General features: G+C 48.7%; 13 protein-coding genes. 7 read left to right on the forward strand and 6 right to left on the reverse strand.

All coding sequences use genetic code 11. The features are described from left to right. Positions 1 to 318 precede the first annotated feature (318 nt). The 3 genes from BN3279_RS11495 to BN3279_RS11505 are packed head-to-tail and all read left to right on the forward strand — an operon-like array spanning position 319 to position 11,646. Positions 319 to 4,581: a PA14 domain-containing protein gene (locus tag BN3279_RS11495; RefSeq protein ID WP_059050966.1), complete on the forward strand. Its 4,263-nt coding sequence runs from the start codon at positions 319 to 321 to the stop codon at positions 4,579 to 4,581. Positions 4,582 to 4,607: 26 nt separating this feature from the next. Further along, positions 4,608 to 6,254 carry an S-layer homology domain-containing protein gene (locus BN3279_RS11500; RefSeq protein ID WP_187377784.1) on the forward strand — a complete coding sequence of 549 codons (1,647 nt, stop codon included), beginning with the start codon at positions 4,608 to 4,610 and terminating at the stop codon, positions 6,252 to 6,254. 49 nt (positions 6,255 to 6,303) lie between these two features. Then, a complete protein-coding gene (locus BN3279_RS11505; RefSeq protein ID WP_059050970.1) occupies positions 6,304 to 11,646 on the forward strand; it encodes a GH92 family glycosyl hydrolase in 5,343 nt (1,780 codons plus the stop codon). A gap of 76 nt (positions 11,647 to 11,722) precedes the next feature. On the opposite strand, the gene BN3279_RS11510 is transcribed toward BN3279_RS11505, so the two are convergent. From BN3279_RS11510 to BN3279_RS11530, 5 genes are all read right to left on the reverse strand, one after another. Then, positions 11,723 to 12,472, reverse strand: coding sequence for a GTP pyrophosphokinase (locus BN3279_RS11510; RefSeq protein ID WP_059050972.1), 750 nt, complete (start codon positions 12,470 to 12,472; stop codon positions 11,723 to 11,725). A 92-nt stretch (positions 12,473 to 12,564) separates the two neighbouring features. After that, positions 12,565 to 13,590 (reverse strand): SDR family oxidoreductase, encoded by a 1,026-nt coding sequence (locus BN3279_RS11515; RefSeq protein ID WP_059050974.1) that lies wholly within the window; start codon positions 13,588 to 13,590, stop codon positions 12,565 to 12,567. Positions 13,591 to 13,643: 53 nt separating this feature from the next. Further along, positions 13,644 to 14,207, reverse strand: a complete 564-nt coding sequence (locus tag BN3279_RS11520; protein WP_059050976.1) for a TetR/AcrR family transcriptional regulator — start codon at positions 14,205 to 14,207, stop codon at positions 13,644 to 13,646. Positions 14,208 to 14,364: 157 nt separating this feature from the next. After that, a complete protein-coding gene (locus BN3279_RS11525) occupies positions 14,365 to 14,616 on the reverse strand; it encodes a spore coat protein (RefSeq protein WP_059050978.1) in 252 nt (83 codons plus the stop codon). A 16-nt stretch (positions 14,617 to 14,632) separates the two neighbouring features. After that, positions 14,633 to 14,818, reverse strand: coding sequence for a hypothetical protein (locus tag BN3279_RS11530; RefSeq protein WP_059050980.1), 186 nt, complete (start codon positions 14,816 to 14,818; stop codon positions 14,633 to 14,635). 259 nt (positions 14,819 to 15,077) lie between these two features. Here BN3279_RS11530 and BN3279_RS11535 point away from each other — a divergent pair, with 259 nt between their 5' ends. Then, positions 15,078 to 16,799, forward strand: coding sequence for a methyl-accepting chemotaxis protein (locus tag BN3279_RS11535; RefSeq protein WP_059050981.1), 1,722 nt, complete (start codon positions 15,078 to 15,080; stop codon positions 16,797 to 16,799). Between the two features lie 84 nt (positions 16,800 to 16,883). Here BN3279_RS11535 and BN3279_RS11540 read toward each other — a convergent pair whose 3' ends face one another. Next, a complete protein-coding gene (locus BN3279_RS11540; RefSeq protein WP_059050983.1) occupies positions 16,884 to 17,801 on the reverse strand; it encodes an aldo/keto reductase in 918 nt (305 codons plus the stop codon). Positions 17,802 to 18,033: 232 nt separating this feature from the next. Here BN3279_RS11540 and BN3279_RS11545 point away from each other — a divergent pair, with 232 nt between their 5' ends. From BN3279_RS11545 to BN3279_RS11555, 3 genes are read left to right on the forward strand one after another with little or no spacing between them, the layout of a single operon-like run. Next, positions 18,034 to 18,345 (forward strand): DUF1806 family protein, encoded by a 312-nt coding sequence (locus tag BN3279_RS11545; RefSeq protein WP_059051800.1) that lies wholly within the window; start codon positions 18,034 to 18,036, stop codon positions 18,343 to 18,345. Then, the gene (locus BN3279_RS11550) at positions 18,342 to 19,031 is read left to right on the forward strand and encodes a PIG-L family deacetylase (RefSeq protein WP_059050985.1); all 690 of its coding nucleotides are present in this window, start codon (positions 18,342 to 18,344) and stop codon (positions 19,029 to 19,031) included. Before BN3279_RS11545 ends, BN3279_RS11550 begins: the two co-directional genes overlap by 4 nt. Positions 19,032 to 19,075: 44 nt before the next feature. Further along, entirely contained in the window at positions 19,076 to 20,071 is a 996-nt protein-coding gene (locus BN3279_RS11555; RefSeq protein WP_059050987.1) for a LacI family DNA-binding transcriptional regulator, read from the forward strand. Positions 20,072 to 20,086 lie beyond the last annotated feature (15 nt).

Consider the following 20,086-nt stretch of genomic DNA (forward strand, 5'->3'; position numbering starts at 1 on the left):
TGAAGAACACGTCGTTATATTACAAGTAATGTTAACATTTTATATTTTGCAAGCGCTTCAATGATTGATTTATAAGCGAATAGATACCTTTATTTTCAACAAAAATTTAAACTAAAAAATGGGTATTAATGACATGAATAAGGAGTAATGGAATGTTCAAGTGGGTTGTTATAGAGTGTGAAGCTAATAATGTAGATGAAACAGGGCAAATGCTTTACAGAAAGTTAACCTCCCTTTTACGAAGCATGAATTGAATGAAACGGGGAGGGAGCTTATCATTCATAGGTCATCACAGTTTACTAGAGGAGGGAATAGGGAGTGAAAAGAAGGATCACATTGGTAAGTCGCGTACTTGCCATAGTCGTGCTGGTAACCTCGTTGTTGTCTGCGGGGTATGTCCCTGCTCCGCCAGTTCAGGCGGGGAATGGAGAGATGAATGTATTTGCCGGTACGGGCGTAACAGCTACGTCGATCGGGGAATTGCCGGGCTATGGCCCAGAGCAGGCTATTGACGGCACCCTGGACAGCAAGTGGAGCTATGAGGGTGGCGAACAGTTACCTGACAGCCAAAGTCCCTATTGGTTAAAAATCGATGTTGGAAATGAGGCCACCGTACATAAATTCGTACTGGCGCATGCAAGTGCGGGAGGAGAGACGCAGGAGGCCGACACCCGGGCTTTCTCTATCGAGACGAGCACCGACGATGTGCACTGGACGCCAGTCGTTACCGTGACTGACAGCACCTATGGTGTATCTGGTGGCAAATCTACCCATGAATTGAATGCACCGGTAACGGCACGTTATTTCAAATTGAATATTACCGATCCTGGAGACAAGGACGGAAACGGGAATTATATCGCAAACATTTATGAATTTGCGGCTTACGGTACGAATGTCACGAATGAATCTTCGGATGCTCCTGTAAAGGGTATTACGCTAAATAAGCCAAGCCTGCAACTGGAGATTGGACAATCGGAACGGTTGGTAGCGGAGATTACTCCCGTAACGGCTACAAACGCAACCTATGTCTGGAGTTCCGACAATTCTGCAATTGCTTCTGTAGATCAGGAAGGGCTAGTTACCGCACTCCGTGAAGGAACGACAGGAATTACGGTAACGTCGGTGGACGGAGGATACAAGGACTCGGCACTCATCACTGTCGTGAATCCAAATGCAGCCGTTGCTGATGTATCCACGTTAATTGCCAAGAATAGCGAATGGTCCTATCTGGACGATGGTTCTAATCAAGGAACGGTTTGGAGAGCCAGCAGCTTCGATGATAGCGGCTGGAAGAAGGCTGAGGCATCTCTAGGGTATGCCAACAGCAGCAAGCCACAGCCGAATACGGTCATCAGCTATGGCTCTGACAGCAACAACAAATATATCACGACTTATTTCCGCAAGGGCTTCGAGGTGGCCGATGCCGCTGCGATCAAGCAATTACATGGCAGCATTATTCGCGATGACGGTGCAGTGGTGTATCTGAACGGGACAGAAGTATTCCGTACAGAGAACATGCCAGCAGGGGAAATCGCCTATAACACAACGGCTACCAATGCCATTGGTGATGAGCGGGATGAAGTCCCGTTCACTATAAATCCATCATTACTGGTCAACGGTACAAACGTCATTGCTGTTGAAGTGCATCAAGACCGGGGATCAAGCTCTGACGTATTCTTCGAGATGGAGCTACGTGGAGATACTAGCGAGCCACCGGTCATTACGGCCGAACAAGGGCTGATAGGACAATACTACCTGGGGATCAAAGATAATAATTTTGCATTTGGTGCCCTCAAGTCAACGGTAGTAGATCAGCAAATTAACTTTAGCAATCTGGACCCGATTTTACAGAGTAGAACAGGCGTACAAGACAACGCCAATATTCGCTGGACCGGACAGTTAATGGCGCCGGAAACGGCTGATTATACATTCTATATGATGGGGGACAACGGATTTAAGCTCTGGATTGACGATAAGACGGTTATCGACCATTGGGTCAATGACTGGGATAAAGAGCAAACAAGTGCACCGGTGAGGCTTGAAGCAGGCAAGAAATACAGCTTCCAGGTGGATTATTTTGAAGATTACGGGGGCTCTAACCTGTACCTTCGCTGGTCCTCGAACAATCTGTCCAAGGAGATCGTTCCAGCTTCCGCTTTCTATTTGCCGGAAGGATATAACGGTGCCCTTGGTGGCGAGGTCAGCATTAATGGGATTGATGTGACTTTGGATCTGATGTCCGAACTGGGCGGCTTGCCAGCAGGTTTAAATTCACATTTCAGCATTCAGGCGGATGAGCAGCAGATTGCTATTCAGAGCGTAGAATTAGGTGATAATCCTAATCAGCTAAAGCTTAAATTAGCCGAAGCCGTCAAGGAGAATGCATTTGTAAATGTAACGTACGATGGCCAAGGTGGTATGAAATATATCTCGGGGGCAAGCATTGCTAGGTTCACGATTAGCCCTACAAACAAGGCTGCCAACTATGGGCCTATTGCCATCGCTATGTCCTTCTATAAGGACCCGAAGACCAAGCGTTCCTTTGCTTGGTACACCAAATACGATAATCCGGAATATGCTCCGGACAATGCCAAGGATAGCATTGTGGAGGTTGTACCCGCAGGCGGTCAATTTGATAGCTCTGACGTTACGCGTTATGTGGGTGAACCGGAAGATACAAAGGTATTGGATCTGAGAGTAACTAGTTCCACAAGAGGGATGTTCATCAGCCATAAAGTGCTGTTGGAGGGGTTAACCCCGGGTGCCTCCTATCAATATCGTGTGGGCAGTGAGGGGAACTGGAGCGATATTGGAACGTTTACGATGGAGAGAGAAGAGGAATTGGAGTATGAATTCCTCTATCTGACGGACTCCCAAGGTGGGAATAGTCATGATTATGAGGTTTGGGCGGATACGTTGAAGCAAGCCAAAGGCGATTACCCCAATGCCAAATTCATGATTATGACCGGTGATCAGGTGGATGCCGGTTCGCTGGAGAGCCAATGGCTGGATTACTTCGGCAAGCCACAGGATACGTTGATGCACCTGCCGATTATGGCCGCTGTCGGGAACCATGAAGGTCCTTACAACGACAACTACTATCACCATTTTTATTATCCTAACGATTCCATTGATGACCCGCTTCCTCCGGGTAGTGTGTATTCATTTGATTACGGTGAAGCTCACTTCATGGTGCTTAACACGATGGATATGGGCTGGGATCAGCGGCAGCGTGACTCGTTCAAGCAGCAGATTGAATGGTTAAGACGAGAAGTCGCGCAAACGGATAAGAAGTGGAAAGTCGTTGCTTTTCATAAAGCGATTTACTCTGTAGGTGGACACTCCGATGAAGCAGAAATTTACGAGTTGAGAGATATGCTTTATCCCGTATTCGATGAGCTAGGCATCGACGTCGTGCTGCAAGGGCATGACCATACGTACATGAGATCACATCAAATGTATGGCGATAAGCCAATTACGGATTTGAATCTGGATGAGAACGGAAATCCGGTGAATCCTGGCGGAACGATGTATATCGTCAACAATGCATCCGGGACCAAATATTACGATGTTAATCAAGGGATTGACAAATCGTATGCAGCTTATTTTGAGCAACGTAAATTACCGGTGTATTCGGGGATCAAGATGACCAAGGACAGCTTTACCATTGATTCTTACCGTGGTGGAGAAGAACGACCTTTCGATAGTTATACGATTGTTCGTACGGATGAGAAGCCAAACCCGGTAAGGTATCTGAACGCCGGGAAAACTGGGAATGGAAAATGGGCACTAACATGGATGCAGCCGAAGCTGAAAGATGCGGAGGATGCGATCAGAGGTTACCGCATTCATGAGGTTAACGGCAAGCTAGGTATGAACTGGAGTCTGTACATTCCGGCGGAAGCCAATAAGAGTGTATACCAGTACATTTTCGAAAATATCAATTCAGATGAGGTCTATGAATTTGCTGTTACGGCTGTTGATCAGCGAGACAATTCAGAGCCGATGCTAGTGAAGACTGAAGGCAATGCGGCAGCGTCTCCAATCAATCCGGTAGTTGATGATGCCTTGAATACCTTTGGTTGGGGAAATGCCCCTGGTTTCAATCAGCTTACCGATTATGAATACACCATAGATGGTGGAGCGACCTGGCAGCCAGCGTCAGCTAATCCGCTGATGATTGGCGAAGGCGAATATCCGGCAGGACGTATAGGAGTACGTGTTAAAGCGGGGGCGCTGCCGGGTTTGGGGGCCAGTGCGGCACTACTCTCTGATCAGCCGTTCACTAATGACGTTTATCGTCTTGAGGGCAAACTGAGTGCGGGAGATCAGCTCAAGGCCAGTGTAACGGTGGATAAATTCCTGGAATACAGCGGAGATGCCATCGTAGTGTTCCAGTTGATGAAGGGGAATACGCCTGAACTGATCAACGCAATCCCGATTAAGCCGAATCAACTCGAAGTCTCCCAATACTTCAATGTCCGTGGAGAAGACTATAAAGTGAAGGTATTTGTATTTGACCGGTTTGACGGGGATTTGAACGTGCCTGACAAATTGGCTACGCCTTTGGTGCTTGAGTAATGGATGGAAAGAGAGGACATAACTCCGTGAAAAAATATATCGCAGCCTTGTTGGTGTTGTTGTTCGCACTTTCGCCGATTTCTGTGTTCGCCGCCGATGCGTTTACGCTGACGCTTAATGCTAAGGAAGTACGCCGGGGTGGAACCCTTGCGTTATCCGGAACGGTGCCTGAACAATCCGGTGGCAATGTCATCGTGAAGATTATCAGTCCGCTGGAGACGGTTCTGTATGTCGATGTACTTCCAGCCGTGGATGGCACGTACTCTGCCAAGGTGGGCATTCCCGCCAATCAGGACCTGGCTCCACTAGGAAGCTATACGGTGGTAGCGGGCTACGGTGAAGAGAATCAAACGGCCAGCTTCTCTATTGTGAGTGGAAGCACACCTGGCAATGGCTCCTCGCCAGGTTCAGGCTCGGGAGGAGATTCGGGAACAACCCCGAATCCTCCTGAAGCTACAAACCCCGATGGCACAGGCATTCCACCCCAAGCGGGCGAAGCCAGCGGTTCAACAGCACGCCCTGAACTTGCGGCAGACGGGAGATATCTGGTTGGCCGTGATACCCTCGCTACAGCGGCTGAACAAGCGCAAGGCGGTGCGGTGACGATTGCTCTGCCTGGTGAGGCAGCAGAAGCAGGCACGGCCTTGGAGCTCCCTGCAACTTCTGTTAGCGAGCTGAACAAACAAAACATCGGCTTGGTCATTACGACAGGCAGTCGGACAGTCAGCTTTCCGGCCGGTGCCTTCGCCATTTCCGGGGATGCATCCTCGCGGATTCGCATTGTCCTGAATGCGGCTTGGTCGACGGAGGCTCAAGAGACAGTCAATCAGTCGCTCAAGTCTGTTACGGATTATAAGGCTACGGGCGTGGTGTTGTCCGTCATCGTACAAGTAATCACAGGAGATCAGGTACAAGAAATTCATCAACTTGACCGTCCTGCCAAAGTCTCCATTCAATTAACGCCGGAGCAGGAGCAACGAATCTCTGCAAGATTGGCAGGAATCTATTATGTAGACGGCCAAAGTGCAAAATATGTGCCGGGTAAGCTTGAGAACGGTATTTATACCTTTACCGCCGGACATTTCTCGTATTATACAATTTTGGAATATGACAAATCCTTTGCTGATTTGCGCGGACATTGGGCCGAACAAGCGGTGAAAGGTCTGGCCGCCAAGCACATTGTTACCGGTGTTGACGATCGGCATTATGTTCCTAATCGCAGCATCACCCGTGCGGAGTTCGTTACGCTAATCGTGCGCGCCGTCACTGTTCAGCAGGGAGCTGAGGGCAAAGAGACGATCTCCGAAGCGACCAAGGCAAGTCCGTTCAAGGATGTTTCATCTGATCGTTATTATGCTCAGTCTGTGGCCCAAGCGGCGGAACTGGGCATCGTGACTGGCTATAACGGAGCTTTCCGCCCTAATGATTCCATTACCCGCGAGGAGGCCGTAGTGGCCTTGGTTCGCGCAGCAGAAGTGATGGAAGCAGCAGCTAGTGCACAAGGTGGGCAGGTCACGTCCTTTACTGACGCAAGCCAGATTTCAACATGGGCAACTCAGGCAGTGGATCGTGCCTTTACCCAAGGCTGGATTGAAGGCGATGGTCGTAAGTTCAACCCGAAAAATGCGGTAACCCGTGCAGAGATAGCGGTGATGGTAGAACGACTCTTGTAAACAGCGTATGGCGTAGGGACAACAATGAAAGCGAGGGGAACAAAACGCAATGGGGAAGAAGATAATCTCGGTACTCATGACGATCATGCTGTTATATGGATTAACCGAATCGTTGTTCACTAGCGGTATCGCGTCGGCTGCCGACCTACGGGTCGCGGCCGCCGCTGCCGGGGGAGGGACAGCTACGCAGAACGTGGCGTTGAACGCTAAGGTAACGGCTTCGGGACAATGTAATAATAACGAGAGCGCCAGATTTGCCATCGATGGCAAGAATGATACGAAATGGTGCGACAATACCGATGCGGAAATCAAATGGATGAAGCTCGATCTGGGCCAGTCCTATACGATTAACGAATGGGTGGTTGTCAATGCTGGAATCAATGAGGGGAACAGCCCCTTTTGGAACACCAAGAATTTCCGTTTGCAAAAAAGTATCGACGGAGTAACCTGGACCGATGTGGATGTGGTGCAAAATAACGCTCAAACGATTGTAGACCGTTACTTGCCAGAGCCGTTCACGGCTCAATATGTACGGTTATACATCAGCAAAGGGGCATATGACTCCGATATCGTGCGCTTATATGAGTTGGAGTTGTATGGCGTAGAGGCCGGCCAAACCCCGGCATATCCGCCAGTGAATTTGGACCCGGTCGATTACGTCGACCCGTTCATCAACACGCTTGGGGACAATGGGCAAACGAATCCCGGTCCGTCGACTCCATTTGGCCTGGTATCCTTAGGTCCGGATGGCGATGGGGGAGCCTTTAGCGGCTATTATTATCAGGACAAGAATCTGAAAGGCTTCTCTCATCTGCGCTTCAGTGGCGCCGGATGTAGCGGGGCAGGCGGCAATATTCTCATGATGCCGCAGACCGGTGATTTCACGAATGACAGTGCAAAGTACAAGCAGCCTTACGACAAGAAAAGCGAGCAGGCCACCACTGGCTACTATGCGGTCAATCTGGCGTCGGGCGTTGGAGTGGAACTGACGGCTTCCGATAATGTTGGCTTTCATCGCTATACTTTCCCGGATGACGCAGCTTCCAGGTCTGTGCTTGTCGATTTGTCCAACTCCTACGCGGGCATGCTGGATGCCAACCTGAACGTAGAGAATAACCGGGAAATCTCCGGTATGGTCAAGTCTCAAAATGTGTGTGGGCATGGCTATTATACGATGTACTATTCCATTGAATTCGATCAGGATTTCCAGTCCTATACTTCATGGAAGGATGGAGAGCAAGGACAAGTAGCATCACGCTCAGGCAGCAAAACCGGGGTCTGGGTAAACTTTGACCCGGCGTCTTCCGGCAAAGTGGTGCAAGCCAAGGTAGGTTTGTCCCCGATTAGTGTCGAGCAGGCCAAATATGAGCGGGACCATGACATTGCTGACTGGGATTTTGCCGGGCAACATGCGAAGATTCGCGCGGCTTGGAGTGACATACTGAATAAGGTTGAAGTCACGGATGCAGATGAGGAGAACAAGCGAATCTTCTATACGCAGTTATATCATACCTATCTTCATCCTAAGAACGTAACCAGTTCGCAAGGCACGTTCCGGGCAGCCCGGGACGAGAATAAAATTCGTCAAGCTTCTGAACTTGGGGATGATTTCGATTATTACAATGGCTGGGCAACCTGGGATGATTTCCGTAAATATGCCCTGTTCTCTGTCCTGAACCCGCAGGAATACGAGAATATGGTCAAGTCACTGGTTGATGTGTATAAGACCCGTGGCGAATACTCACAATGGGGCAGCGGCTACTGGCCTAGTCCTACCGTGCGGAATGAGTTTAACGGGGCGGTTGTATTGGATGCATACGCTAAGGGCTTTACAGATTTTGATGTTTACACCGCGCTTAAAGGAATGGGTGTAGACGCTGACAACTTCGGCGATCAGGACAAAGTATCCGGTCAATTGGAGAAAGCAAGAAGCGGCTATTTCCCAATGAAGCTGGCCGAGATGGTTGGCGATAAGACCAACTACGAGAAGTACAAACGGATAGCTCAGTCCTATCAGGATTTGTGGAATCCGGAGCAAGTGGATGAGAACGGCCAGAAATTAGGCTTCTTCACCCCTAATGGCATAACGGTTGAGGGCAAAGAAGTTACCTCCGTAGGCAAATATGCTTACCAAGGCAATCTGTGGCAATATCGTTGGTCTGCGATGCAGGATATGCAGGGCCTTGCTGATCTGATGGGCGGCAAGACAGAGATGGCCAAGCAGCTTCTGGATTTCTTTGAACGTGACGAGTACATGGCCATTAACGAGACGGATCTGGACGCCCCTTACTTGTTCAACTACCTGGGTTATCCTTATCTGACCCAACATTATGCACGACAGTTCACTACAGAAGTGGTAACCCAGAAGTATCATAACCACGGGGCTTACAATTATCCACTGAAGTCTCGGGTATACCGGGCGGACCCGGAAGGCTACCTGCAGTCCATGGATGATGATGCAGGTGCGATGGGCTCATGGTTTGTCTACAGCGCCATGGGACTGTTCCCGGCTAATCCGGGGGATGCTGCCTTCCTGATTGGCTCGCCGATCTTCTCGGAAGTGAAGCTAGATGTAGGGAATGGTAAAACGTTTACGATTCGGGCGAACGGAGTGTCCAGCCAGAATCGGTTTATTCAATCGGCTCAATTGAACGGCAAGGAATTTGACCAAGCCTGGATCAGCTATGAGGATATTATGGCTGGTGGAACCTTGAATTTCGAGATGGCTTCCGAACCCAATATGGCTTGGGGCGCCTTGAGCAAGTCTGCTCCGCCGATGACCGACTATGGCAATGCGGTAGATGATACGCTGGCTCGGCAAGAGCTGTTGGCACTTGGCTCGGAATGGAAATATTACGACAAAGGGCAACTGCCAGCGACGAACTGGAATGCTGTAAGTTACGACGACAGCGCCTGGGCTTCCGGGCAAGCTCCACTGGGGTACGATAATACCGGCTATGCCAAAACAAAGGTAGAGTACGGCCCGGATGGAGGTAACAAATATCCAACAACATATTTCCGCCAGAGCTTTGAGATTTCTGATACCCAGAATGTCAACGACGTGCTGGAACTGAATGGAGCGCTCGTTCGCGATGACGGTGGCGTGGTATATCTGAATGGGCAAGAAGTGTTCCGTACCAATATGCCTAGCGGAACGATAAGTTATTCAACCTATGCCAATGTGACAGTGAACAATGAGCGCGATCGTGTAGCTTTCCGCGTTGACCCTTCGCTGCTGGTGAAGGGGACTAACGTCATTGCCGTTGAAATCCACCAATCCGCTGGCAGCAGCTCGGATATTGCCTTTGATTTGGGATTGGAAACGCTGAAGCAACTGGTAAGCTCTCCGGCACCTACACATCCCGTAGTGGATGACACGGCTAACACCTTTGGCTGGACGGCAGTACCGGGGTTTGAGGCTGCTACGGACTACGAGTTTACGACCGATGGTGGCAAGAATTGGACGGCAGCTTCTGCGAATCCACAAATTGTAGGTCCGGGAGCTTATGAAGCCGGACAGGTGCAAGTCCGAGTCAGAGGTGACGTGAATGCAGGTCGTGGCCCTGGCGAACGGCTGGTGTCCGATCAGAAATATACCTCCGACATCGTGTGGGATGTATTTGATTTGACAGCAGAGGTGAACCGGAAGGGCAATATGACCGTGGATGTTGCGGGCAGCCTGAAAGGCGCTTACGTGGACGAAGCTGTAGCGGTCATTCAATTGATGCGCAACGGTGAGATGATTGTGTCCAGTGCCGTTCCGGTAGAGACGGGAGTCTTTGATTTAACGCAAGCATTCAACGTGAGTTCCAGCAGATATCAAGTGAATGTATACCTGGTTGATGCTTATAATGGCAACATTTATGATTCGGTGTGGTTGGCAGAGCCGATCGTTTCACAACCGGAGGACAATCCAAATCCTAATCCGAACCCAGGACCTGAAGAACCGGGCGAGGAAGGGTTGCCGGAGCCGATTCCGGTGCCAATTCCGGAAGTAGAACTTCCAGAGGAAGCGGTGGAACCACCCGCACCTGTAGAAGATCCAAGAATCATTCAGTTTGAAAATTATAGCTCGGCTAGTACGGACAAAAATACGTTCAATAATGATGGGCTTGGTACAGAACCGGCGAATACTGGGGATGTAGTTAAGAATACTTTCAACGGTGCTTGGCTGTCTTACAGCAACATTGATTTCGGGAATGAGGGAGCCAACCGAATTAAGGTGGAATATGCGGCTCCGTCCAACCGGGTTCCGGCGGATGCCATGCTTGAATTCCGTGTAGGCAGCGTAGGTGGCGAAATCGTGGGAACGGTAAATCTCCCGCATACCAGTAGCTGGACGCAATACTCGACGGTTACCGCCACCTTGACCAAGGTGATCACCGGTACTCAAGAGTTGTTCATTGTGATGAAGGGGAGTACAACGAGCACGCATCCATTCATCGGAAATTTTGACCGTTTTACCTGGGGTTACCAGAAGATCAGAAATGACTATGCCCAGTTAGAGCTGGAGAATTACGACGAATGGTCTACTGATGTCAATCCTCACAACAATGGGCCTTTGAAGACGGAAAATGATGCAGGTGGATACTCCAGCGAGCAGGTTGGCAATACGTTTGATGGTGCCTGGATGGCCTATAAGGGGATGGATTTCGGAACAGAAGGGGTGAATCTCTTCTCCGTCCGTTATGTGGGCAATACAGGCAATACGGCAGCCGACTCCCGTGTTGAGATTCGACTGGGTGGAATAAATGGAACCGTTGTGGGTACTGTAGCTACCCCGCCTACCGGCAGCGGTTGGGCGAATTACGCAACGGTGAATGCGGAGCTGACACAGACCTTGGTTGGAGTTCAAGATGTGTATCTGGTGCTGAAGGGGTCAACTAGCGGTACTTATAGATACATTGGGAATTTTGAGAGCGCGAGCTTCTCTTTCAAGACACCAGCGCCTAAAACCATTGTAGAGTTTGAAGATCGCAGCAGTTGGTCCATGGAAGAAAGTACCTTCGGTAAGGGAGGCTTAAAAACCGAACCCAATAACGGAGGGAATGTGGTGAACAACACCTTCAACGGGGCGTGGCTTGTCTATGAGAAGGTTGATTTTGGAACCGAGGGCGTCAATCATATCGGAATTGAATATGATGCCCCTACGAATCGGGCTCCTGCCGATGTAGTAGCAGAGGTTCGTCTCAATGATAAGGATGGAGCGCTGATTGGAGAAGTTGCCATGCCAAACACAGGGGGAAGCTGGGGGAATTATAAAATAGCTGAAGCCTCGCTCAAGCAGTTGCTGACCGGCGAACAGACGATTTGTATTGTGCTAAAGGGCTCTACCACTAGTAGCTTAAATTACGTAGGGAACCTGGACCGAATGATCTTTACCACTAAATAAAATATTATTTAACACAAAAACAAGCAGAGCGATGAGCGCTCTGCTTGTTTTATTTTCATTTGCCGAGATTCAGGCTCTACTCTTCCCCCGATAACAGGCGCAGCAGATTTTGCGGAATATTCAGCTTCTGATTGTCGATCAGTAACTGAAACTCGCTGCCGTTGTCAGGCTGGTTCGCCAGCTTGATCTCTTCCATTTCACGTTGAAGCTGTTCCATCTTCATATCCAGCTCATAGGCGGTGTCGGCAGCCGTCTTCAAATCCTCAAGCAACCGTTCAGGAACCGATTCTTTATACTTATAGAAGATTTTATGCTCCAGGCTGGCCCAGAAATCCATAGCAATGGTGCGAATCTGAATTTCTACGCAGACCATCTCTTCCCGGTCAGACATGAACACGGGAACCTCCACCAGCATATGCAGGCTCTTGTAGCCATTGGGCTTGGGATTTTTAATGTAATCCTTGATCGAGATAATTTTCAAGTCCTTTTGCGCTTGCAGCATTCGGCTAATACGATAAATATCGGACACGAACGAACAGGTAATTCGCAGCCCCGCAATATCATGGACGTGGTTCTTGATGTCCTCCAGGGAGGTGGCGCCGCCTTTGCGATAAATTTTCCGCATAATACTCTCTGGGGATTTGATCCGCGACTTCGTATGCTCAATAGGGTTATAGTCATGCAACAACTGAAATTCTTCCTGCAAAATTTCAATCTTGGTCTCTATTTCCTGCAAGGCGAACTTGTACATCATAATGAACCGGGTCAACGATTTCTGTAGTGCTTTCATTTGTTCCAAGGCATTGGAACCTGTTGGGTTAATCATATTTGTTCTTCCGTCCTTCATGCTTAGGATGTCAAAATAAGTAGCTAAGACAATTATAACTTAAGAACGGGGGGAGATTCCAGAAAGTCACCTCAATGCTTGAATTTAATCATGCTATTCACTGAAGCCAGAACGATTTCTTCATTTGTTGCAATCGGCTTCCAGCCCAACGTTTTCCTGGCGTTGGCATTGCTCACGTTGCGGCTAATCCTTAATAATAAAGCTGCCTCTTTAGCTTGCTTATTAAATAAGGCTGCGAGATAAATGACCCAATTGGGTACGGTTCGGGTCGACACTTTGCTCGCAACATCAGGATACTTATTTTTTAGCAAGGCTCCAATTTCGGGCATCGATATTTGACCATCTGCCGACGCAATAAAACGTTGTCCATTAGCTTTAGGATTTGTCATTGCCCGAATATGCAAATCAGCTACATCTCGAACGTCGACAATATTTAAAGGAATATTAGGAACAGCTTTCATGGAGCCATCTAATAAATGTTGCAGAAGACCAAAGCTACCTGAGATGTGGGCACTTAAAGCAGACCCTAATATGGCAACAGGATTAATTGTAGTAAACTCCAGATTGCCGCCCTCTTTCTTAATGAATTCCCAGGCGGCGCGCTCTGCTAACGATTTGGATTTTTCGTAAACGGATAAACCTTTTTCATTTGGATCTGTCCAATGATCTTCTGTCGTTATCGTCTTCGGATTCTTATTGCTAAATCCAACAGCGCCAAAATTGGAAGTCATGACAACACGTTTTACACCTGCGTCTCGAGCCGCTTTCAGAACGCGAATAATGCCCTCTACAGCAGGGCGTATCGCTTCTTGTTCATCCTTGGGAATCGTAAAAAAGACGGGAGACGCTACGCTCAATACATAATCACAGCCTGCCATCGCTTCGTCCCAATGATCATCTTTGGATAGATCAGCTTCGATAAATACAAGGGCGTCAAAGTTCGTGATTCCGTTGGATTTAAGTGTATCTATTACTTTGTTTTTCCCGCTAAGGGAGCGAAGTGTAGTTTTCACGTTGTAGCCTTTTTGCAACAGTTGAAGAATGATCTGCCCACCAACAAAACCTGTACCGCCTGTTACTAACACTGTTTTTGTCATCATAAAGCCCTCCTTAAATTTCTGACTAGTCACTCTTTAATTAGTGAAAAAAATTATACGATCATTCGCCAGAAGGCTTCAAATCCAGCCATACTATGTTTATCTACATTGGCCGGGTCTTGCATCATATAATCGATTGTCGCTTCTGCTAAACCGTTCATCAAGGCAACTCGTAAACCTAATGGCTCTTCGCGTAAGGGACCATTTTCAGTAATTCGACTTATAAAATCTCGGACCCCGCTCATGACCTGTCTCGCTGTCTGGTGGCTCTCCAATGTGATATCGTCCGAAACATTCAGCAGTGCCAGCGTTCGGCGTTTCTCTGGAAAGGACGTTGCCCAGTTCATCCATTGGGACCACATATAGAGTGCTTGTTCCCGGGGGGCACGTTCAGTCGGGATTCCGTCTATAACCGAGGCCATCTCTGTCTTGAGCTCGATATAAAGTTGATTCAACAAATCTGCCTTTGTATCAAAGTAGGTGAACAGTGATCCATTAGAAACACCTGACTCTTTGGCGATGGTTGCTGTCGCTGCCCCCAATCCCTGAGAGGCAATCACCCGAGTCGCACCCGCAATGATCGCACTTTGTTTATCATCGCTTCTGGGTCTGGCCATGCTTCTCCTCCTTATGTTTTGCTGCCATTATCATATAACAGAGTGACTAGTCAGTCAATAGAGGATAAGTGGTTGTTATAGTTATGTAAAATAGGAAAGAAGCTTCCTGATCACCATTTAGGCATCCAAGAAGCTTCTTTCCCTTTGCTTGGTCCGCTTATTGACCGCTCAATTGCGATCTGACCATTTGGATTTCCTGACTATCCGCCATTTCAGCCGGCATATAATAGCCTTTGGAATGAGCCAGGTTATACAACTCAAATTGAGACTTCTCGCAATTGTCCCTAATTTGCTGAATGGTGGATCTTAATTGCGTATTGGAGCATTCTGTAATTACGCTGCTGTACGTGGTAAGGCTGCTCTTGACCATATCTAATGCGTCATTAACCATGTCTTTGTCCTGCATCATGTCGATGGGTTCCTCCCTAGTTTAGAAATGACATAAGCTGTTGTTTGGTGTTCATAGCGTCTTGGGCCGATTTTTGAAAATAAGCCTTGACCTCAGGATCATTGGATTGCTGGGCATAGGTTAGCATCTTTTGGTTAGCGGTCTCATGGGCGCCAATCAAGTGACGCAAGCTTTGCAGTTCTTGCTGGTTCAGTTGAGTCATGTCTCTTGCTCCTTTCGCTGTGGAATTCACTGGTTATTGTTTGCGGATTACGGACAATTATGCGGAAATTTTCCGTGTTGCCTATACCTCATGGATTTTATGTGAAATGAATGTTAACAACTGAAAAGTAGCTATAAAAATTGTCACTGTCTTTTTGCCGAAGATTGTTAAAATCAGGAAGTAGCTTTATACAAAAATATACAAATTTTGGCATAAACTCTTAACAATATGTAAAACCATTCAAAGGTGGAATTTGTTCATGTCTAATCGAAATCAGTTGCGTTCCTTCAAGCTGTTCAGGTTCAAATCATTGACCGCCAAACTACTTGCGATGATTGTGCTGCTGATGGCGGTATGTGCTGTTTCGTTTACACTGGTGTCCTACTACGAAGTGCAGCGGTCCATGACCAGTCAGATGAAGAGTGACGGGACAACCTTGGTCACTAACATCAAACGGGAGATTGCCGGCAATGAAATCTCCGGCTTGGAGGGGCTGCAACAGATCTTCCAGGCCATTCAGACAGACAGTGCCGGAAACATCGTCTATGTCTCACTTTCCGATGCCAGTGGACAACTTATCGTATCCAATGATAGCCGAGTGGAGCAGGGAACAGGGGAGCAGACAGATGCATCCGCTTCGGCTTCAGCTACCAGTACGGAAGCTGATTTATCCGCAGTCATTACGGGACAAGAAATTCAGGGCAGTATTCTCGAGACGGCTGGCGGAGAGAAGGTCTACAACATCTCCACGGATTTTGCTTACAGCGAGGAGCTATCTGGGGCCTTAAATGTAGGTATTTCTCTGGAAAGCATGTATGCGGAAATTCGGGAAGCGCTGCTGGAAACGGTAATCATCTCTTTGATCATTCTGATATTTGCCATTGGTCTGGGATTATTGATGGCCCGTAAGATGGTTCGCCCACTCTTCATGATGTCAGCGCGCATCAAAGACTACTCGACAGGAGATTTCTCCACGGAGTTCGTGCATGACAGTCACGATGAGATTGGCAAAATAGCCAAAGATTTAGCTCATATGCGGACAACCTTAGGCGGCATAGTCGAAAACATTCAGGTGAGCGCGGGGCAGGTATCCTCGGGTTCAGGGCAGCTTGCAACGATGATTGAAGAGAGTGCGGCTGCTGCCAGGGAGATATCCTCGGCCACGGATGCCCTAGCTGCCGGCTCAGGGGATTTGGCCACGAATTCGCAGGAGGGCCTTGAACGATTGAATCGCCTGGCTGCGGAAATTCATGTGTTGACGGAGCGTGCGGATCAGATGAAGGCACGTATGGAGGAGACACTTGAAGCCAATAAGATCAGTATGAGTAGTATGAAGGAGCTGCAGCAGGCCATTCGTGACAATGCTGACGTAACATTGGGGATTGAAGGGCAAGTCAATGATCTGAGCGCCAAATCAGAAGCGATTACCGAAGTAACCACAGTCATTAAGGGGATCGCGGAGCAGACTAATCTGCTGGCCTTGAATGCCATGATTGAGAGTGCACGGGCAGGGGAGCAGGGTAGAGGATTTGCTGTGGTTGCGGAGCAAATTCGCAAACTGGCCGATCAGACGACAGGCTCGGTGCATGGAATTGAAGAGATGGTGCATGAGGTGGCCGAAGCCGTTGCCAAGACAAGGGACTTGATGCTTCAGGGGGCAGAGGTCATCTCGCGTACCAGTGAAGTCTCAAGGGAAACAGGCCATGCCTTCAAGAAAATTGATCTTACTGTTCACCAAATGATTGAAGAAATCGAAGGCGTAACCGAGGGGATTACTCAGGTGGATGGCAACAAAAATGAAGTTGTCGGCACGATCGAGAACATTTCGGCCATTGCCGAGGAATCGACAGCCGCGACCCAGGAAATATCTGCCTCTACGGAGCAGCAATTGGCCGGAATGACTCAGGTGACCCATTCAGCCGCAGGAATGAAGGCAGTGGCGGATGATCTGAATCGGCTGGTAGGCCAATTTAAGTTTTAACGCGAGACCCGGTTAAGCAATACAAAAAAACGTTCCTCCAAAGCAACCCGTAACGGGTAGTTCTGGAGGAACGTTTGTATCTGTTTACGGCAAGATATTACCGGCTGCCCGGTAAATTTCGTACCATTCTTCACGGGTCAGGTGAATGTCGCCAGCTTTGATGCAGTCCTTCAAGCGTTCAATATTCATCGTTCCGATAATAGGTTGCATTTGGGCTGGATGACGCAGCAACCAGGCGACGGCAATCGTCGTATTTGATACTCCATACTTGGCTGCAATGCCGTCAATGGCTTGATTCAATTCAGGGAATTTGTCACTGCCCAGGAACACACCTTCAAAGAATCCGTATTGGAACGGGGACCACGGCTGAATCGTGATATCGTTCAAGCGGCAGAAGTCCAGTACGCTACCGTCACGGTTCACGGACGAATGATTCTCCATATTTACGTTGATTCCTGCGGAGATCATGTTGGCGTTAGTAATGCTGAGTTGCAATTGATTAGCTACGAGCGGCTGCTTGACGTACTTTTGAAGCAGTTGGATTTGCATCGGGTTTTGGTTGGATACTCCGAAATGACGTACTTTGCCCGAGCTATGCAATTGATCAAAGGCCTCGGCCACCTCTTCCGGTTCAACCAAAGCATCCGGGCGGTGCAGCAGCAACACATCGAGGTATTCCGTCTTCAGGCGTTGCAGGATGTTATCTACCGAATTTAGAATATGCTCTTTGGAGAAGTCGAAGGAGCCTTGACGAATCCCGCATTTGGATTGCAGGATGATGTTCTCGCGAATGCTAGCGTTCATATGGATAGCCTCGGCAAATATTTCCTCACATGCCCCTGCTCCATAGATGTCGGCATGATCAAAGAAGTTGGCGCCTTCCTCTAGTGCAGTTTGCACGAAACGCTCAGCCTCGGCCGGGTTCAGTGAATTGATTCGCATACAGCCGACAGCAACAACCGGCACCTCAAGCGAAGTGGATCCAAGTTTCATAGTTTTCATTCTATTGTCCTCCTGGGATAGTAGAGTTGTACGTATTGTTAAGCCATAAATATGTAAGTAATCTCGACCCCCTCATTGTGACACAGAAGACCGATGAGTTTCAAGTTGGATAGAGTGCAAAATGATTCCTTGCGCTTGTGTATCCCCGATCAGCGTATATAGCGTGTATAATATAGGTATTGATGTTTTAAACGACTTCCAGAATGAAGATGAAAAGGACTGCATAGAAGAAATGAAGCCTATCGAGAAGAAGCAAGTAGAGAAGATGTTAAGCCAGTTTGTGGGGGCGAAAGTTTATGTACATAGTGAAGCCACCTCTTATATGTTTGCACGGAATTTCAGAATTGATCTGACGGAGGCCTTTATTGCCGGAGACGGGCCTTACCGCGTAGCACTGCGCTATGATGGTCATGGGTGGTTACGGATTGAAGGGCTTACTCATGCCGAATTGGACGATCAGGAACGCCTTCTGCTGGAGGGCTTCGACGATCAGGGCCGCATGGACGTGGCGCTGCATCTGGGAAAGGAGCCGTTCCCGGAATGATTAATGATAAAATGGAACATAGACCCCAACGTTTGCTTGCTGTATTTGCTCATCCTGATGATGAGACATTTATTTGTGGCGGGACGTTAGCCAAATATGCCGCTGAAGGTGTGGAAATTACCCTGGTTAGCGCGACCCGTGGAGAGATGGGGCGCCGGATGGGGAATCCCCCTTATTTAAATCGTGAGACGATTGCGGCAGCAAGAGAGATTGAACTGCGTCAGGCATGCGATCATCTAGGCGTAAATGAACTGCAATTTCTTGATATTCGCGACAAGACCGTTGAATTCATGGATGAGGAGTGGCTTGTTGGCCAAATTGAGCATCTGATTACAGAGCTCAGACCGGATGTAATATTGACGTTTCACGAGACTTTGGGCGGTCATCCGGATCATTGTGCCATTGGCAAGGCCACGACGGAAGCGTTCCGCCGTGCAGGGCAAGGAGAGCTATATTTTATCTCCTTCGGGGATCGGATGCTGCAACCGGAAAGGTATGGCTATACCGCTCAGGATATTGTCGCGGTGGATGTGCAGGATCATCTGGCAGCCAAATTGGCGGCATTCCGTGCGCATCGCTGTCAGTCGGAGATTGATGCGTGGGTGTGGCAGCGGGATGACAAGGCACTTCGGCATTTTGGCCGCTATGAGTATTTCATTCGCGGCAGCCAGCCGCAGGTCAGCTAAAGTATGGTATTCCTGAACAAATAGATCATTTGGGGGACCAGGCGATGAAGGTCAGTATCTTTGATGTAGCCCAAAAATCGGGCCTATCCGTAGTTACCGTTTCCAGAGTGTTGAACAATTCCCCTTCTGTTCGCCAAAAAAATAAGGAAAAGGTGCTGCAGGCGATGAAGGAGCTTGATTATCATCCGAATGCGGCGGCCAGAAGCCTGGCAGGGGGAAAGACCGGAATCATTGGACTGACCCTTACAACCCTGGATGATTCCTTCTTTGATGCGGTTGTGAATGAGATGAATGAACGGCTGATGGAACGTGGTTATTATTTAGCTCTTTCGGTGTCCAGAAGCCATGCAGATAGAATTCATCGTCCTTTGTTCGCAGAGGATCGGGTGGATGGAGTTATCCTGCTGTCTTTGTCCCCTACGGATGAGGAAGCGTATATTCAGGATTTGGTGAAAAAGAATATTCCCTTCGTTATGATCGACAACTCAAATCATAATCACCCTGTGAACTCCATCATCGTCGATAACTTCAAGGGAGGATACGAGGCAACCCGACATCTGATCGATCTAGGGCATACGGAGATTGCTCACATTGCAGGTCCTGAACATTTCCTGAGCAGTCGCGAGCGGGAACGAGGTTATCTGGCTGCACTTGCCGAATGCGGATTAGAGCCGTACCGGGTGGAGCGGGGGGCTTTCGAAATTCCTTCCGGATATCGGATCGCTATGAAGTGGATCAAGGAAGGGAAGCTTCCTTCCGCCATCTTCGCTGCGGATGATTATATCGCCATCGGAGTGATGGATGCTTGCTTGAACCAAGGCATCTCCATCCCGGGCGATATATCCATCGTCGGGTTCGACGATCAGGTGCTTGCCTCGGAATTTCGTCCGATGCTGACGACCATTCGACAGCCGGCAGACAGAATTGGGACGGTTGGCGTGGATTTGTTGCTTGCCGCAATGAAAGACCCCGGGAAGGAACGAGTGACGATACAGATCGATCCGCAGCTAATTATCCGTGAGACAACTACACGTAGATAAACGGGGAGATATGTT

It is taken from the genome of Paenibacillus senegalimassiliensis, from assembly GCF_001486585.1.
GTDB lineage: Bacteria > Bacillota > Bacilli > Paenibacillales > Paenibacillaceae > Fontibacillus > Fontibacillus senegalimassiliensis.